16 protein-coding genes are annotated in these 14828 nt (G+C 64.4%); 5 read left to right on the forward strand and 11 right to left on the reverse strand.

Features of this window, described 5'->3' with window-relative positions; genetic code table 11:
* Positions 1 to 7 precede the first annotated feature (7 nt).
* From C380_RS14660 to guaB, 3 genes are all read right to left on the reverse strand, one after another.
* On the reverse strand, positions 8 to 442 hold the full coding sequence (locus tag C380_RS14660) for a type II toxin-antitoxin system VapC family toxin (protein WP_015014637.1): 435 nt from the start codon (positions 440 to 442) through the stop codon (positions 8 to 10).
* A complete protein-coding gene (locus tag C380_RS14665) occupies positions 439 to 699 on the reverse strand; it encodes a type II toxin-antitoxin system Phd/YefM family antitoxin (RefSeq protein ID WP_015014638.1) in 261 nt (86 codons plus the stop codon). The genes C380_RS14660 and C380_RS14665 overlap by 4 nt, the downstream gene beginning before the upstream one ends.
* Before the next feature lie 262 nt (positions 700 to 961).
* Entirely contained in the window at positions 962 to 2437 is a 1476-nt protein-coding gene (gene guaB / locus C380_RS14670) for an IMP dehydrogenase (protein WP_015014639.1), read from the reverse strand.
* Between the two features lie 108 nt (positions 2438 to 2545).
* Here guaB and C380_RS14675 point away from each other — a divergent pair, with 108 nt between their 5' ends.
* A complete protein-coding gene (locus tag C380_RS14675) occupies positions 2546 to 3070 on the forward strand; it encodes a DUF4124 domain-containing protein (RefSeq protein WP_015014640.1) in 525 nt (174 codons plus the stop codon).
* A gap of 51 nt (positions 3071 to 3121) precedes the next feature.
* On the opposite strand, the gene C380_RS14680 is transcribed toward C380_RS14675, so the two are convergent.
* A complete protein-coding gene (locus tag C380_RS14680) occupies positions 3122 to 3469 on the reverse strand; it encodes an RnfH family protein (protein ID WP_015014641.1) in 348 nt (115 codons plus the stop codon).
* A complete protein-coding gene (locus C380_RS14685; protein WP_015014642.1) occupies positions 3462 to 3902 on the reverse strand; it encodes a type II toxin-antitoxin system RatA family toxin in 441 nt (146 codons plus the stop codon). The genes C380_RS14680 and C380_RS14685 overlap by 8 nt, the downstream gene beginning before the upstream one ends.
* A gap of 129 nt (positions 3903 to 4031) precedes the next feature.
* On the opposite strand from C380_RS14685, the gene smpB reads away from it, so the two are divergent.
* The 4 genes from smpB to C380_RS14705 all read left to right on the forward strand — a co-directional run bounded on the left by smpB (position 4032) and on the right by C380_RS14705 (position 6538).
* A complete protein-coding gene (gene smpB / locus C380_RS14690) occupies positions 4032 to 4505 on the forward strand; it encodes an SsrA-binding protein SmpB (RefSeq protein ID WP_015014643.1) in 474 nt (157 codons plus the stop codon).
* Positions 4506 to 4649: 144 nt separating this feature from the next.
* Positions 4650 to 5021 (forward strand): hypothetical protein, encoded by a 372-nt coding sequence (locus C380_RS14695; RefSeq protein ID WP_015014644.1) that lies wholly within the window; start codon positions 4650 to 4652, stop codon positions 5019 to 5021.
* Between the two features lie 34 nt (positions 5022 to 5055).
* Positions 5056 to 5607, forward strand: a complete 552-nt coding sequence (locus C380_RS14700) for an RNA polymerase sigma factor (RefSeq protein WP_015014645.1) — start codon at positions 5056 to 5058, stop codon at positions 5605 to 5607.
* A gap of 22 nt (positions 5608 to 5629) precedes the next feature.
* The gene (locus C380_RS14705; protein WP_015014646.1) at positions 5630 to 6538 is read left to right on the forward strand and encodes an anti-sigma factor; all 909 of its coding nucleotides are present in this window, start codon (positions 5630 to 5632) and stop codon (positions 6536 to 6538) included.
* A gap of 134 nt (positions 6539 to 6672) precedes the next feature.
* On the opposite strand, the gene C380_RS14710 is transcribed toward C380_RS14705, so the two are convergent.
* From C380_RS14710 to infB, 6 genes are all read right to left on the reverse strand, one after another.
* Entirely contained in the window at positions 6673 to 7767 is a 1095-nt protein-coding gene (locus tag C380_RS14710; RefSeq protein WP_015014647.1) for an enoyl-CoA hydratase/isomerase family protein, read from the reverse strand.
* The gene (locus C380_RS14715; RefSeq protein WP_015014648.1) at positions 7764 to 8639 is read right to left on the reverse strand and encodes a DMT family transporter; all 876 of its coding nucleotides are present in this window, start codon (positions 8637 to 8639) and stop codon (positions 7764 to 7766) included. Before C380_RS14715 ends, C380_RS14710 begins: the two co-directional genes overlap by 4 nt.
* A 101-nt stretch (positions 8640 to 8740) precedes the next feature.
* Positions 8741 to 10567 carry a translational GTPase TypA gene (gene typA / locus C380_RS14720; RefSeq protein ID WP_015014649.1) on the reverse strand — a complete coding sequence of 609 codons (1827 nt, stop codon included), beginning with the start codon at positions 10565 to 10567 and terminating at the stop codon, positions 8741 to 8743.
* Positions 10564 to 11556, reverse strand: a complete 993-nt coding sequence (gene truB, locus C380_RS14725) for a tRNA pseudouridine(55) synthase TruB (protein ID WP_015014650.1) — start codon at positions 11554 to 11556, stop codon at positions 10564 to 10566. The genes typA and truB overlap by 4 nt, the downstream gene beginning before the upstream one ends.
* Before the next feature lie 3 nt (positions 11557 to 11559).
* A complete protein-coding gene (rbfA, locus tag C380_RS14730) occupies positions 11560 to 11931 on the reverse strand; it encodes a 30S ribosome-binding factor RbfA (protein WP_008904004.1) in 372 nt (123 codons plus the stop codon).
* Between the two features lie 24 nt (positions 11932 to 11955).
* Positions 11956 to 14823 (reverse strand): translation initiation factor IF-2, encoded by a 2868-nt coding sequence (gene infB / locus C380_RS14735; protein WP_015014651.1) that lies wholly within the window; start codon positions 14821 to 14823, stop codon positions 11956 to 11958.
* Positions 14824 to 14828 lie beyond the last annotated feature (5 nt).

Consider the following 14828-nt stretch of genomic DNA (forward strand, 5'->3'; position numbering starts at 1 on the left):
TGGTCCGTCAGAGGCTGGAGAGATCAAGAAGCGGGACTCCGCTGCGCTGGGCGGCAGCGATCTGCTGGGGGTCGAACGTGGCCAGCGGCAGGCGTAGCGAGCGCGCAAGCCACAGGTAGGCGGCATCGAAGGTGGGCAGGCCGGTGTCAAGCGCCACGTCCATCACGGCCTTGTGCTGGGCGGGGGCCAGGTCGTGCAGTTCCACACGGTGGCGGATCGCCTCCAGCACGCTCCACAAACCTTCGACCGAGGCGGCCGGGATGCGGCCGCTGTGCACGCCGCTGCTGATGAGGTTGCTGCATTCCCACTGCCAGAGGTTGGGGGCCTGGGGTTCAACCTCGTCACGGCGGATCAGGGTGTAGAGGCGGCGGGTATGTTCGCTGGCCGTGTCGGGCAGCAGCCAGGCGGCAGTGACGGAGGCGTCGAGGACGAACGCGGTCATGTAGTAGCCCTGCCCTGGCGGCGCAACGTATCAGGATTCGCGGCTTCGGCCACGGAGCGGATGCTGGCATGCAGCGCATCGATCTGGCCCAGCTCGCGGGCGATCTGCTCGTCGGTGATGACGGGGCGACGGCGCACGGGCAGCATGCGCACCACCTCTTTGCCGTGACGGGTTATGCGCACTTCTTCGCCCTGCTCGACCAGCTCGATCAGGGCGGAGAACCGGCTCTTGGCTTCGTAGATACCGACGGACTGCATGGAAACGCGGACACTAAAAAAGAAAAGTCTGGCCTGAACAATGAATTCAGACCAGACTATATCATTATGACCAGATTTTTTCAATCAGGCCAGACTCCGAATCTCCGAGGGTCGAGCAAACCCATGGCTTGCGAACATCGACAGCACAAGCCAGGGCAGCCGTGCAAGGGCCGCCCCGCCGCACTGGCTGCGTCCCCCTTCCCGAATGGCGCGGCCATTCGAGAGAAGGGGGAAGGCGCGAAGCGACTCAGGGGGTTGTCACTTAGTCAGCGCGATAGTTCGGCGCTTCCTTGGTGATCTGCACGTCGTGCACGTGGCTTTCGCGGATACCGGCGGTGGTGATCTCGACGAACTCGGCCTTGTTGTTCATCTCTTCAATGGTGGCGCAACCGCAGTAGCCCATGGAGGCACGCACGCCACCTGCCATCTGGTACACGATGCTGACCATGGAACCCTTGTAGGGCACGCGGCCTTCAATGCCTTCGGGCACAAGCTTGTCGGCGTTGGGGTTGCCCGTGCTCGATTCCTGGAAGTAGCGGTCGGCGCTGCCCTGCTGCATGGCGCCGATGGAGCCCATGCCGCGGTAGCTCTTATAGCTGCGGCCCTGGAACAGAATGACTTCGCCGGGCGCTTCCTCAGTGCCTGCAAACATGCCACCCATCATCACGGTGCCTGCGCCAGCGGCCAGGGCCTTGGCGATGTCGCCGCTGTAGCGGATACCGCCGTCGGCAATCAGCGGCACGCCCGTGCCCTTGAGCGCCGTAGCCACGTTGTCGATGGCCATGATCTGGGGCACGCCCACGCCGGCCACGATGCGGGTGGTGCAGATGGAGCCGGGGCCGATGCCGACCTTGACTGCATCGGCACCTGCCTCAACCAGTGCCAGCGCAGCGGCGCCGGTGGCAATGTTGCCGCCGATCACATCCACTTGCGGGTAGTTCTGCTTGACCCAGCGCACGCGGTCGATCACGCCCTTGCTGTGACCGTGGGCCGTGTCCACCACGATGGCGTCCACACCGGCCTTGACCAGTGCTTCGACGCGTTCTTCGGTGCCCTCGCCCACGCCCACCGCAGCGCCCACACGCAGGCGCCCAGCGGCGTCGCGCGCGGCGTTGGGGAAGCTGGTTTGCTTGGTGATGTCCTTCACAGTGATCAGGCCCTTGAGTTCAAAGGCGTCGTTCACGACCAGGATGCGTTCGAGCTTGTGCTTGTTGAGCAGCGCCTTGGCCTGTGCAGGCGTGGTGCCCTCTTTTTCATTGACCGTGATGAGCTTCTCGCGCGGGGTCATGATCTGGTGGACCTTGACGTCGTAGCGCGTCTCAAACCGCAGGTCGCGACCGGTGACGATGCCGACCACCTTGCCGCCGTCGCACACGGGAAAGCCCGAAATGCCCAGCTGTTCGGACAGCTGCAGCACCTGCAGCACGGTGTGCTCGGGGGTGATGACCACCGGGTCGCGCAGCACGCCGGACTCGTAACGCTTGACCTTGGCCACGTGGGCGGCCTGCTCTTGCGCCGTGAGGTTCTTGTGCACGATGCCAATGCCGCCCTCCTGGGCAATGGCAATGGCCAGGCGCGCTTCGGTCACGGTGTCCATGGCGGCGGACACGAGCGGCAGGTTCAGCTGGATATTGCGGGAGAGTTTCGTCGCGAGGGACGTGTCCTTGGGCAGGACCTGGGAGTACGCTGGCACCAGCAACACATCGTCGAAGGTGAGCGCTTTTCCAAGAAGGCGCATGAGAAAGCTCCAAAAAACGGATTGTACCCGCGCCGCATGTGGCGAAAACGCGCCCACCCATCTCCAACGCACTGGCGGGGGGGGAATCACATGGATAAACTTGTCCGAATGAAAATGCACAAGCTTCTCCTGCTGGCCGTGGCCTGCACCTGGGCCATGGGCGCGGCGGCGCAATGGCAGTGGACAGACAAAGACGGACGCAAGGTCTTCAGCGACCGCCCCCCGCCACCCGACATCCCTGAAAAAAGCATCCTGAAGCAGCCCGGCGGCAACCGCCCGGCACGTGCAGTGACCCCAGCCGCACCCGCAGCCTCCGATGCGGCCCCTGCCGTGGCAGCAGCGCCCAAGGCCGCAGCCAGCGCTGCAGGCGCGGGCAAGGACAAGGAGCTGGAAGAAAAGAAGGCCCAGGCGGAGGCCGCAGAAGCCGCCAAGAAAAAGGCTGAAGACGAAAAGATCGCCAAGGCCAAAGCCGAAAACTGCACCCGCGCCCGTGCGGCCAAAGCAGCGTTCGACGCGGGCAAGCCCATCACGCAAGCCAATGCCCAGGGCGAAAAAATCTTCCTGGACGGCCCCGCCCGTGCGGCAGAGGCCAAGCGCATCGACGAGATCGTCGTAAGCGACTGCGTACGCTGAGTTCTGAGTGACGTGCTGCTTCGGCCTCCCCCGCCGACCAGCAGTTGAGATTCAGTAGCCCGACTTGCCCCCGGGCCTGCGCCGCGCAAACAGCCCGGTGGTGCGAGCGCCTTGGCGGGCAAAACGCTCCCGGCGCGCCACCTTGGGGTCCACCTTCAAGGGGCGGTAGATTTCCACACGGTCCAGGGGCTGCAGCACTGCATCCAGCTTGGCGGCACGGCCCCAGATGCCAACCGACGGCTCATCACCCGCCTCCACCCCACAGCTGGCGCGCAAGGCATCTGCCACGGTAGCGCCCACCGGTAAATCCAGCACCCATTCGCGCACCTCGCGCTGCGCCAAGCAGGCAACCACGGTGATGGCGAGGGTCGCCGGGGCGCCGGGCCCTTTCTCACCCATAGACCTGTTCCGCGCGCTTGACGAAGGCATCCACCATGCTGCCCGCAATGCGGTCAAACACCGGCCCCACCAGCGCGGCCAATGCGGCGCTGTCAAACCCGTAGTTCAGTAGCAGCTCTACCTTGCACGCACGCTGCGTGCCGTCTCCTACGGGATGAAAGTGCCAGTCCCCGTCCAGTCGTGAAAACGGTCCTTTCACCAGATGCATCTGCACACGCTTGCCCGCCTCGTGCGTGTTGCGCGTGACGAAGGTCTGGCGAATGCCGCTGAACGCAATGCCCACCTCAGCGGTCATGCCCTCGCTGGTCTGCTCCAGCACCGCAGCGTGGTCGCACCAAGGCAGAAACTGCGGGTAATGCTCCACCCCGGTGACCAGGGAAAACATCTCTTCGGGGCTGTACCAAATGAGGACGGACTTGTGGACGGTTTTCATGCAGGCAATGGGCGCGCGGCTTTCAGAAGGGAAAGGCGGCCAGGGAAACTAGAATCACGGGTCTCTGAACGGCCACAATTGTATGTAGGGAGACCTTTTATCTCCCGCAGGGCGCCGCATCTGAACTACATGGCCAAAAAACCCGATCCCACATCCCGCATTGCCGACAACAAGAAAGCGGCCTACAACTACTTCTTTGAGGAGCGCCACGAGGCGGGCATGGTGCTGCACGGCTGGGAGGTCAAGGCGCTGCGCGAGGGCAAGGTGCAGCTGACCGATGGCTATGTGCTGATCCGCGATGGCGAACTGTTTCTGCTCGGCTGCCTGATCCACCCGCTCAAGACAGCGTCCACACACGTCAATCCGGAATCGGCGCGCACCAAAAAGCTGCTGCTCAAGAAGGATGACATCAAACGGCTGATTGGCAAGGTCGAGCAAAAGGGCTACACCCTGGTACCCATCAATCTGCACTGGAAGAACGGCTTCGTGAAATGCGAAATCGCGTTGGCCAAGGGCAAGGCCGAGCACGACAAGCGCGACACCATCAAGGACCGCGAAGGCAAGCGCGAGGTGGAACGCGCCATGAAAAGCCGCAGCCGCTGAGGCCGGTGCACGGTGCGGTCTCTGCGTACACGGACCGCCCTTGAGATTTTTTTGCGACGCTGTGGAATAAACCGCTGCGTCCATGTGTTTGTCCCGGTGCAAGGCAGCATTCGCCTTTGCCTGCACCACCCTCTGGAGAAACCCATGAAGAAACTGATCTCGATGACCACCCTCGTCGCAGCCATCGCCCTGGCTGGCTGCGCCACCATGGACACCTCGCCCGTGAAGACCATGGACGGCGTGCTGGTCGGCGCAAACGGCATGACCCTTTACACGTTTGACCGCGATGTGGCCGGCAGCGGCAAATCGGTGTGCAACGGCCCCTGCGCCACCAACTGGCCACCACTGATGGCCAGCAAGGCCCCGGGCGCTGACTACAGCGTGATCACCCGCGACGATGGCAAGACCCAGCTGGCCTACAAGGGCAAACCGCTGTATTACTGGGCCAAAGACGCCAAGCCCGGGGACAAGACGGGCGACGGCGTGAACCAGGTCTGGCGCACCGCGCGGCCGTAACAAACCGGTCAGCGCACCCCAGGCTTCGCGCGGAATGAACCGCTCCCAGGTCATCGAACAGCTGCCCGCCCTGCGCCGCTACGCGCGGGTGCTGACAGGCGATTCCTGGGCGGCCGATGACTTGGTGCAGGACACGCTGGAGCGTGCCTGCAGCAAATGGCTGCTGTGGCGCACCGGAAGCGACCTGCGCGCATGGTTGTTCACCCTGATGCACAACCTGTACCTCAACCAGCGCCGCGCATTGGTCCCGCTGCAAGCCCTGGACATCGACGAAGTTCAAGATCAGCTGCCCGGCACGCAGCCCCGGTCGGACGATGCGCTGGACCTGGAGCGCTGTCTCCAGCGCCTGCCCGCCGACCAGCGGGCCGTGCTGCTGTTGGTGGCCATGGAGGACATGGGCTACGAAGACACGGCACGCATCCTGGGCATTCCGGTGGGCACCGTCATGTCACGCCTGTCGCGGGCCCGCACGCGCCTGCGGGCGCTCATGGACCGCGAACCCGCGTCAGGCCCTACAGCCGCCACCCAGCCAAGCTCCGTGACGGCCGCAGGCAGTACCACACCAGTGCTGCGTCGCCTCAAATAGCCCCCAGACCCGATCCCCCGCCATGGCCCCCAAGCACCCTGCCCCTCCACCGCGCGCTGAAGAAACCAGCGCCTGGCACGCCCTTGTGGACGGCCAGTTGACTCCTGCGCAGGCCCAGGCGCTGCGCGAGCAACTGCGGGACGATGAGGAGGCCCAGGCCACGCTGGCCCTCTGGCAGACGCAGCGGCAGCGGCTGCAGGCCCTGCACCAGGACCTGCTCCACGCCCCCGTGCCCGACGCCCTGCTGGCCGCAGCGCGGCGTGCCACCGACCGACGCGAGCAATACGCGCAATGGTGGCGCTGGGGTGGTATGGCTGCATCCGTGTTGCTGGCCTTTGTGCTGGGCTGGACGGGGCGCAGCCATTGGCCCGCCGGGATGCCTGGTCAAACCATCGCTGCGGGCCAGGGCACCACGCTGTTGGCCGCCGAACCGGCACAGCGCTTTGCACAACAGGCCTCGGTGGCCCACGCGGTGTACCAACCCGAGGTGCGCCACCCGGTAGAGGTCACTGCCGCCCAGCAAGACCACCTGGTGCAGTGGTTGTCCAAGCGCCTGGATCGCCCCCTCAAAGTCCCCGCGCTCGGAGCGCAAGGCTATGAACTGGTGGGTGGCCGCTTGCTGCCTGGCGACACGGGCGCGCGCGCGCAGTTCATGTACCAGAACGGCACCGGTCAGCGCATCACGCTGTACCTAGGCGCTCTGGCGCCGTCCTCGCCCCGCCCTGCGGGCGAAAACCAAGGCGGCGCACCACGAAGCAAGGAAACGACACTGGCGGCGCCCCCCGCTACCGCGTTCCAGTTCACGCAGGAAGGCCCTGTGCCCGGCTTTTACTGGACAGATGGGGGCTTTGGCTATGCGCTGAGCGGGCAGCTCTCGCGGCCTGATCTGCTGGCCCTGGCCACTGCCGTGTACCAGCAATTGAACCCATAAAAGCGGGAACATCGCAGCCGCACAGCAGGCAGATCGCAGGTCTCCCGGCCCGCGATCACCGATGCGTGCGCCCGAGGAGGTCTTGAACAGGCGCTTGGTGCGCAACCCAAACGCCCGACTACAGCCTTCGCCGATCAGGCCAGATGGGCCAGCGGATGGGCGTGCACAGGCCAGGGGCTGGCAAAGAACGGAGTGACCATGTCCGGCGTCACGTCCTCAATGCGGCCTGGATTCCAGCGGGGCGCATGGTCCTTGTCCACAGCCAGGGCGCGGATGCCTTCGACGGTCTCGCTTTGCCCCGGGCGCAGGAAGAAGCAGTGGCGCACCATGTCGCGCTCCATGCGCAAGTCGTCGGCCAGGCCCATAGTGCGGGCGCGGCGGATTTGTTCCAGCACCACATGCAGCATCAGTGGCGAACGCTTGCGCAGCGTGGCGGCGGTGGCACGCGCCCAGTCGCTGCCAGCCGCTTCAAGCCCCCGCACGATCTCGCCAACGGTCGGCAGCGCAAAATATTGGTCAATATCGGCCTGAGCGCTAGAACAGCTTGCCTGAGCTGCTACAAATTGAGAAGCAACATAGGCCTTGATAGCCGCGCCATCTGCAAAGCTTTGTATGGCCAGGGCGTCCCACACCGCCACTTGCCGGTCTGACGGCATGCAGCCATCGGCCAGCTGGTAGGCAATGGCATCGCCTGCGCCGATGGTGTCGCCCGTCAGGGCCAGCCACTCGCCCACCCGGCCGGGGCAACGGCTCAGAAAGTACCCACCACCCACATCCGGGAACAGGCCAATAGCGGTTTCGGGCATGGCCATCTTGGTGCGTTCGGTCACCACACGCAGCGCAGCGCCCTGGCTGATACCCATGCCGCCGCCCATCACGATGCCGTCCATGAAGGCGATGTAGGGCTTGGCGTAGTTGTGGATCAGATGGTTGAGCGCGTATTCCTCGGTGAAGAAATCCTCGATCAGCGGGTTGCCCTGGCTGCCTGCTTGGTGCAGAAAACGGATATCGCCGCCCGCGCAGAAAGCCCCAAACGGGCCCTCCTTGTTGCTGCCACGAATGGCCACCGCCAGCACCCGCGCATCGTTCTGCCATGCCAGCAGGATGCCCATCAGGTCACGCACCATGCCCAGCGACAGGGCATTGAGCGCCCGTGGACGATTCAGGGTGATGAAGCCCACCTGGCCCCGCACCTCGCTCAACACTTCAGACACAACCGTCTCCGTCATTTTTGTTCCTTCCAACCCAACAGTTCATTGAAAACCAGCGCACCGATGACCAGTGCGCCTCCGGTCAGCACGGCAGGCGCAGGCTTCTCGCCCGCACCCAGCCATGCCAGCAGGATGCCGAAAATCACTTCCAGCAAACCCAGCAGCGCCATTTCGGGCGCCTTGAGCACCCTGCCGCAGCGCACCGCCAGCACGCAGGGAATCGCCAATTGCACCACGCCCAGCAGGGCCAGCAGCCCCAGGTCGTAAAAAGATGCCTGAAACGGGAACGCCAGCGGCAGGGTCGCCACCACCGAGATCACCGCACCCACCAGCACCGCCGGCACCAGGTCCACCGCATGGCCATGGCGCTGCGAGTGCTGCACCACCGTCCAGTTCACCGCCGCCGCCACAGGTACGCACAAGGCCACCAGGGTACCCAGCAGCGGCAGGCCCGCCATTTGCGAACCGTACATCCAGCCAATGCCCAGCCCTGCTACCGCAATGGCTGCCCAGGTGCGGGGAGCGATGTGGTGGCCAATGAAAACCCGTGCCAACAGCGCCGTGAGCAAGGGGCCCACCGACATGGTCACCAGCACATTGGCCACCGGCATCAGCACCAGTGCCACCATGAAGGCCGTGAACATCACGCTCCAGCACACACCCGAGATCCACAGCGCCCGCCCGCCATGGCGCATCGAGGCAAACACCGCCCTGCCCTGCAGTACGGGCAGGATGACCAGCAGCGCCAGCAGCGTGAAGAAGCTGCGCCAGAAGGTCACCTCAAAGCTCGCCGCATGCTCCAGGTGGCGCGTGACCACACCGGCGATGGACCACATCAGGGTCACGGCCACCATCAGCACCACGGCACGGGAATGTGTGAGTTTCAACATGGGTTCCAACTTGCAGACGGAAAAAAGGCCACTGCGCTGCAGTGGCCCTTGTCGGAAACGGTCAGTCTATCGATCCATCGATGGACCGACCCGCCGATCCATCAGGAACGGGCAGCGCGCTTGCGCTCGTTTTCGGTCAGGTGGCGCTTGCGCAGGCGCACGGACTTGGGCGTGATCTCGACCAGTTCGTCGTCCTCGATGAACTCCACACCGTATTCCAGCGTCAGGTCGATCGGGGGCGTGATCTTGATCGCGTCTTCCTTGCCGGACACGCGGAAGTTGGTCAGCTGCTTGGTGCGCGTGGCGTTCACCACCAGGTCGTTGTCACGGCTGTGGATACCGACGATCATGCCTTCGTACACGGGGTCGTTGGCCTTCACGAACATGCGGCCACGGTCGTCCAGCTTGCCCAGGGCGTAGGTGAAGATTTCACCGTCGTCCATGGAGATCAGCACGCCGTTCTTGCGACCGCCGATATCGCCCTTGTGCGGCTCGTAGCTGTCGAAGATGTTGCTGATGAGGCCCGAACCGCGCGTCAGGTTCAGGAATTCGTTGGTGAAACCGATCAGGCCACGGGCCGGGATGCGGTATTCCAGGCGCACGCGGCCACGGCCGTCGGACTCCATGTTCACCAGCTCGCCCTTGCGCTCGCCCAGGGCTTGCATCACACCGCCCTGGTGGCCTTCTTCGATGTCGGCCGTCACCAGCTCGATAGGCTCGTGCTTGACACCGTCGATGTCCTTGAACACCACGCGGGGCTTGGACACGGCCAGTTCGTAGCCCTCGCGGCGCATGTTTTCCAGCAGGATGGTCAGGTGCAATTCGCCACGGCCCATCACTTCGAACACGCCTTCTTCGTCGGTTTCCTTCACGCGCAGTGCCACGTTGTGCTGCAGTTCCTTTTGCAGGCGGTCCCAGATCTGGCGGCTGGTCACGAACTTGCCTTCGCGGCCGGCCAGCGGGCTGGTGTTCACGCAGAAGTTCATGGTCAGCGTGGGCTCGTCCACCTTCAACATGGGCAGCGGTGCGGGGTTGGCAGGGTCGGTCACGGTCACGCCGATGCCGATGTCTTCAATGCCGTTGATCAACACGATGTCGCCCGGGCCGGCCAGGGGGGTCTGCATGCGGTCAAGGCCCTGGAAGGTCAGCACCTGGTTCACGCGGCCCTTGGTGGTCTTGCCATCGGGGCCTTCCATCACCAGCACGTCCTGTGCGGGCTTGAGCGTGCCTTGGCTGATGCGGCCCACACCGATGCGACCCACGAAGCTGGAGAAGTCCAGCGCCGAGATCTGCAGTTGCAGGGGGGCGTCAGGGTTGCCGGAGTTTGGTGGCACGTGCTTGAGGATGGTGTCGAACAGGGCCGACATGTCGGGGCCCCACTGCTCGCCAGGCGCGCCCTCTTCCAGCGAAGACCAGCCATTGATGCCCGAGGCGTACACCACGGGGAAGTCCAGTTGCTCGTCGGTAGCACCCAGCTTGTCAAACAGGTCGAACGCAGCGTTCACGACCTTGTCGGGGTTGGCACCAGGCTTGTCCACCTTGTTCACGACCAGGATGGGGCGCAGGCCCAGGGCCAGAGCCTTCTTGGTCACGAAACGCGTCTGGGGCATGGGGCCTTCTTGCGCGTCGATCAACAGCACCACGCTGTCGACCATGGACAGGGCACGTTCCACTTCGCCGCCGAAGTCCGCGTGGCCGGGGGTGTCCACGATGTTGATGTGCGTGCCCTTCCAGCTCACGGCGCAGTTCTTGGCTAGGATAGTGATGCCGCGCTCTTTTTCGATCGCGTTGTTGTCCATCACGGTGTCGACGACCTTTTCGTGGTCGGCGAAGGTGCCGGACTGGCGCAGCAGCTGGTCGACCATGGTGGTTTTGCCGTGGTCAACGTGGGCGATGATCGCGATGTTGCGGATTTGTTTCGTCGTCATAGTTTTTCCAATGTGCCGCTGGCTTGAGGGTGCGGCATGCCTTCCAAAATTTGTTGAATTTCCAGCGGACTCAGGAGCCTGTCCGGCACCAGCTCCCCGCCCACGATGTGGCCCACCCCCAGCAGCGCCGGAGGACTCTCGCCAAACACCGCCACGGCACTGGCATCGGGCCAGTTGCCACGGCGACGCACGCCCGACAGGAATCGGGCTGCATTCTCACCGTCCAGCGTGACACGCATGTGTTGTGCCAGCAGCGACTCGGGCGCCTCCAGGGCGGCCAGACGCTCAGCCTCGGGCATGGCCTCCAGCTGCGCCAGCGTGACGCAGCGCTCCACTCCCAGCCCACCGGTGTCGATGCGGCGCAGAAAGGTGAGGTGCGCACCACAGCCCAGTGCGGCGCCGATGTCTTCACCCAGCGTGCGGATGTAGGTGCCCTTGCTGCAGGTCACTACTATTTTGATAGCTGGCTGCGCTTGATCTGTCTGCACCAGCGTGAGCTTGAGTGCATGGATCACCACATCGCGCGCTTCACGCTCCACCGTGACACCGGCGCGTGCGTACTCGTACAGCGCCTTGCCGTCTTTCTTGAGCGCGCTGTGCATCGGAGGCACCTGGCGAATGGGGCCGGTGAACTGCTGCTGGACGGCGGCCAGGCGCTCTGGCGTCACCTGCTCGGGCAGCACTTCACGCCGCTCGACCACATCGCCCTCGGCATCGCCGGTGGTCGTCGTGGCACCCAGCAGCGCCACGGCTTCATAGGTCTTGGGAGCATCCAGCTGCAGCTGGCTGAACTTGGTGGCCGCGCCAAAGCACAGCGGCAATACGCCCGTTGCGAGGGGATCGAGCGTGCCGGTATGGCCCGCCTTTTCGGCGCGCAGCAGCCATTTCGCCTTTTGCAAGGCGTCATTGCTCGAAAGGCCGAGCGGTTTGTCGAGCAGCAACACCCCATGCACAGGGCGCCGCTGCACCCTGGTGCGTGGCGCGTGCATGGACTAGTCCTCCTTCGCGCGCGAAGACACCGCCTTGGCAATCAAGGCGTTCATGTCGGCCGCACGCTCGGAGGTGCGGTCGAACACAAAATGCAGCGTAGGCACGGTGTGGATGTGCAAACGCTTGAACAAGCCGTTGCGCAGGAACCCGGCAGCCTGGTTGAGGGCTGCCTGGGTTTCCACCGGGTCGCCCGTCAGCAGGCTGAAGAACACCTTGGCATGGGCGTAGTCGGGAGTGACTTCCACGCCCTGCAGCGTCACCATGCCCACGCGCGGGTCTTTCAACTCGCGCGCGATCAGCTCCGTCAGATCGCGCTGGATCTGGTCGGCCACCTTGAAGGCACGGTTGGGGGTGGATGATTTCTTCGCAGCCATGTTGTCGCTTGTATCCCGTTCGCCTTACAGCGTCCGCGCGATTTCCTTGATCTCGAAGAACTCCAGCTGGTCGCCCTCTTTGATGTCGTTGTAGTTGCGCAGCTTGATACCGCACTCGAAGCCTTCCTTGACTTCCTTGACATCGTCCTTGAGGCGGCGCACAGACTCGACTTCGCCGGTGTAGATGACCACGTTGTCGCGCAGCAGGCGGAACTTGCAGTTGCGCGTGACCTGGCCGGAGGTGACGTACGAACCCGCCACCGTACCGATCTTGGAAGCCACGAACACCGTGCGGATCTCGGCGGTACCCAGGGCCTCTTCGCGCTGCTCGGGGGCCAGCATGCCGGACATGGCGGCCTTCAACTCATCCACGGCGTCGTAAATGATGTTGTAGTAATGCAGGTTCACATCGCTCGACTCGGCCAGCTTGCGCGCACCGGCATCGGCACGCACGTTGAAGCCGATCACGATGGCCTTGGAGGCAATCGCCAGATTCACGTCGGACTCGCTGATACCGCCCACGCCGGCATAGACCAGCTGCACGCGGATCTCGTCGGTGGACAGCTTGAGCAGCGAGGCTGCCAGTGCTTCCTGCGAGCCCTGCACGTCCGCCTTGATGATGATGGGCAGGGTCTGCACCTCGCCCGCAGTCATCTCGTTGAACACGTTCTCCAGCTTGGCGGCCTGCTGCTTGGCCAGCTTGGTGTTGCGGAACTTGCCCGCGCGGTAGGTCGCGATTTCGCGCGCACGGCGCTCGTCAGACAGCACCATGAACTCGTCACCGGCCTGCGGCACATCCGACAGACCCTGGATTTCCACCGGGATCGACGGACCAGCCGTCTTGGCGGGCTTGCCGTTTTCGTCCAGCATGGCGCGCACGCGGCCGGAGGTCTGGCCAGCCAGCACCACATCGCCCACCTTCAGCGTACCGGACTGCACCAGCACCGTGGCCACCGGGCCGCGGCCCTTGTCCAGCTGGGCTTCGATCACCAGGCCCTTGGCCATGGCTTCGACCGGCGCCTTCAGTTCCAGCACTTCGGCCTGCAGCAGGACCTGCTCCAGCAGGTCGTCGATGCCCATGCCGGTCTTGGAAGACACGGCCACAAAGGGCGAATCGCCACCGTACTCTTCAGGCACCACCTCTTCCACCACCAGCTCTTGCTTGACGCGGTCGGGGTTGGCATCGGGCTTGTCCGCCTTGGTGATGGCCACCACGATCGGCACCTTGGCCGCCTTGGCGTGCTTGATGGCTTCCTTGGTCTGGGGCATGACGCCGTCGTCGGCAGCCACCACCAGAATCACGATATCGGTCGCCTGGGCACCACGGGCACGCATGGCCGTGAAGGCCTCGTGACCGGGGGTATCGAGGAACGACACCATGCCGCGTGGCGTTTCCACGTGGTAGGCACCAATGTGCTGCGTGATGCCGCCGGCTTCGCCTGCAGCGACCTTGGCGCGGCGGATGTAGTCCAGCAACGAGGTCTTGCCATGGTCCACGTGGCCCATGACGGTAACGACCGGCGCGCGTGGCAGCAGCTCGGCGTCCTTTTGACCTGCATCGTCGTCGGTGAAGGCTTCTGGATCGTCCAGCGCCGCCACCACCGCCTTGTGGCCCATTTCTTCCACCACGATCATGGCGGTGTCCTGGTCCAACGGCTGGTTGATGGTGACCATCTGGCCCATCTTCATCAAGGCCTTGATGACTTCAGAAGCCTTGATCGACATCTTGTGTGCCAGCTCTGCCACCGTGATGGTTTCAGGCACATGCACTTCAATGATGCGGGCTTCTGCCGGGGCTGCGTTCTGGTGGTCATCGCGCTGGTCGCGGTTGTCACCACGACGGCCACGGGGGCCACCACGCCAGTTGTTACGGCCCACACCACCGCTGCTGTCGCCGCGGGTCTTGATTTCTTTCTTCTTGGCCGTGTCGTTGGCCCAGCTGGACGACAGCTTGGCCGACTTGACTTCCTTGCCAGCGCCGGGAGCGCCTGCAGTGGCAGGGGCAGCCGCCGCCGTACGCGCACCACCGGTACCAACGGCGGGCTTGTGCAGCGTGCCCTTCTTGGCGTCGCCCACGACAGCAGGCTTGGCCGCTGGCTTGGGTTCCTCGGGCTTCTTGGCCACCATGACCGCCTTCTTGGGCGTGGCCATCATGGCGCGAATGGCTTCTGCCTCGGCCAGGGCCTTGCGGCGGCGCTCTTCCAGATCGCGGGCACGGGCAGACTCTTCGTCCGCGCGGGCCTTGGCTTCTGCCTGGGCCTTTTCGCGGGCTTCCGTCTGGGCGGCGGCGCGCGCAGCAGCTTCGGCCGCCTGCTCACGCGTGGCTTCCTGCTTCACAGCCGAGGCCTGGGCCTTCTTTTCAGCTTCCTGGGCGGCGTAGGCGGCAGCGCGCTCTTCGGCTTCGCGCTCGCGCTTCTCGCGGGCTTCACGCTCTGCACGCTTCTCGGCCAACTCCGCTTCCTGGCGACGGATCAGCTCGGCCTGGCGGCGGGCTTCTTCCTCGCGGCGGGAGAGTTCGAGGTCTTCGCTCGACACGGCGGGCTCTTCCACCGCAGCCGCTGCTTGGGACTCGGCCGTGGCCTCTGCGCCTTCGTCGCGCTGGATGAACGTGCGCTTCTTGCGCACTTCCACCTGGATGGTGCGGGCCTTGCCCGTTGCATCGGCCTGCTTGATCTCGCTGGTGGACTTTTTGACCAGTGTGATCTTCTTGCGGTCGGCCGAAGCCGTGCCATGGCTGGCCTGCAGGTAAGCCAGCAGCTTTTGCTTGTCCGACTCGGTCAATGCGTCGGAGGGGGCAGCCTTGCCCACGCCCGCAGCCTTGAGCTGGTCGAGCAGGGTTTCAGGCGATTTTTTGAGTTCGGTGGCGAACTCGGCGACAGTGTTACTGGACATATGTG

Origin of the sequence: Acidovorax sp. KKS102 (assembly GCF_000302535.1) — a bacterium.
Taxonomy (GTDB): Bacteria; Pseudomonadota; Gammaproteobacteria; order Burkholderiales; family Burkholderiaceae_C; genus Acidovorax.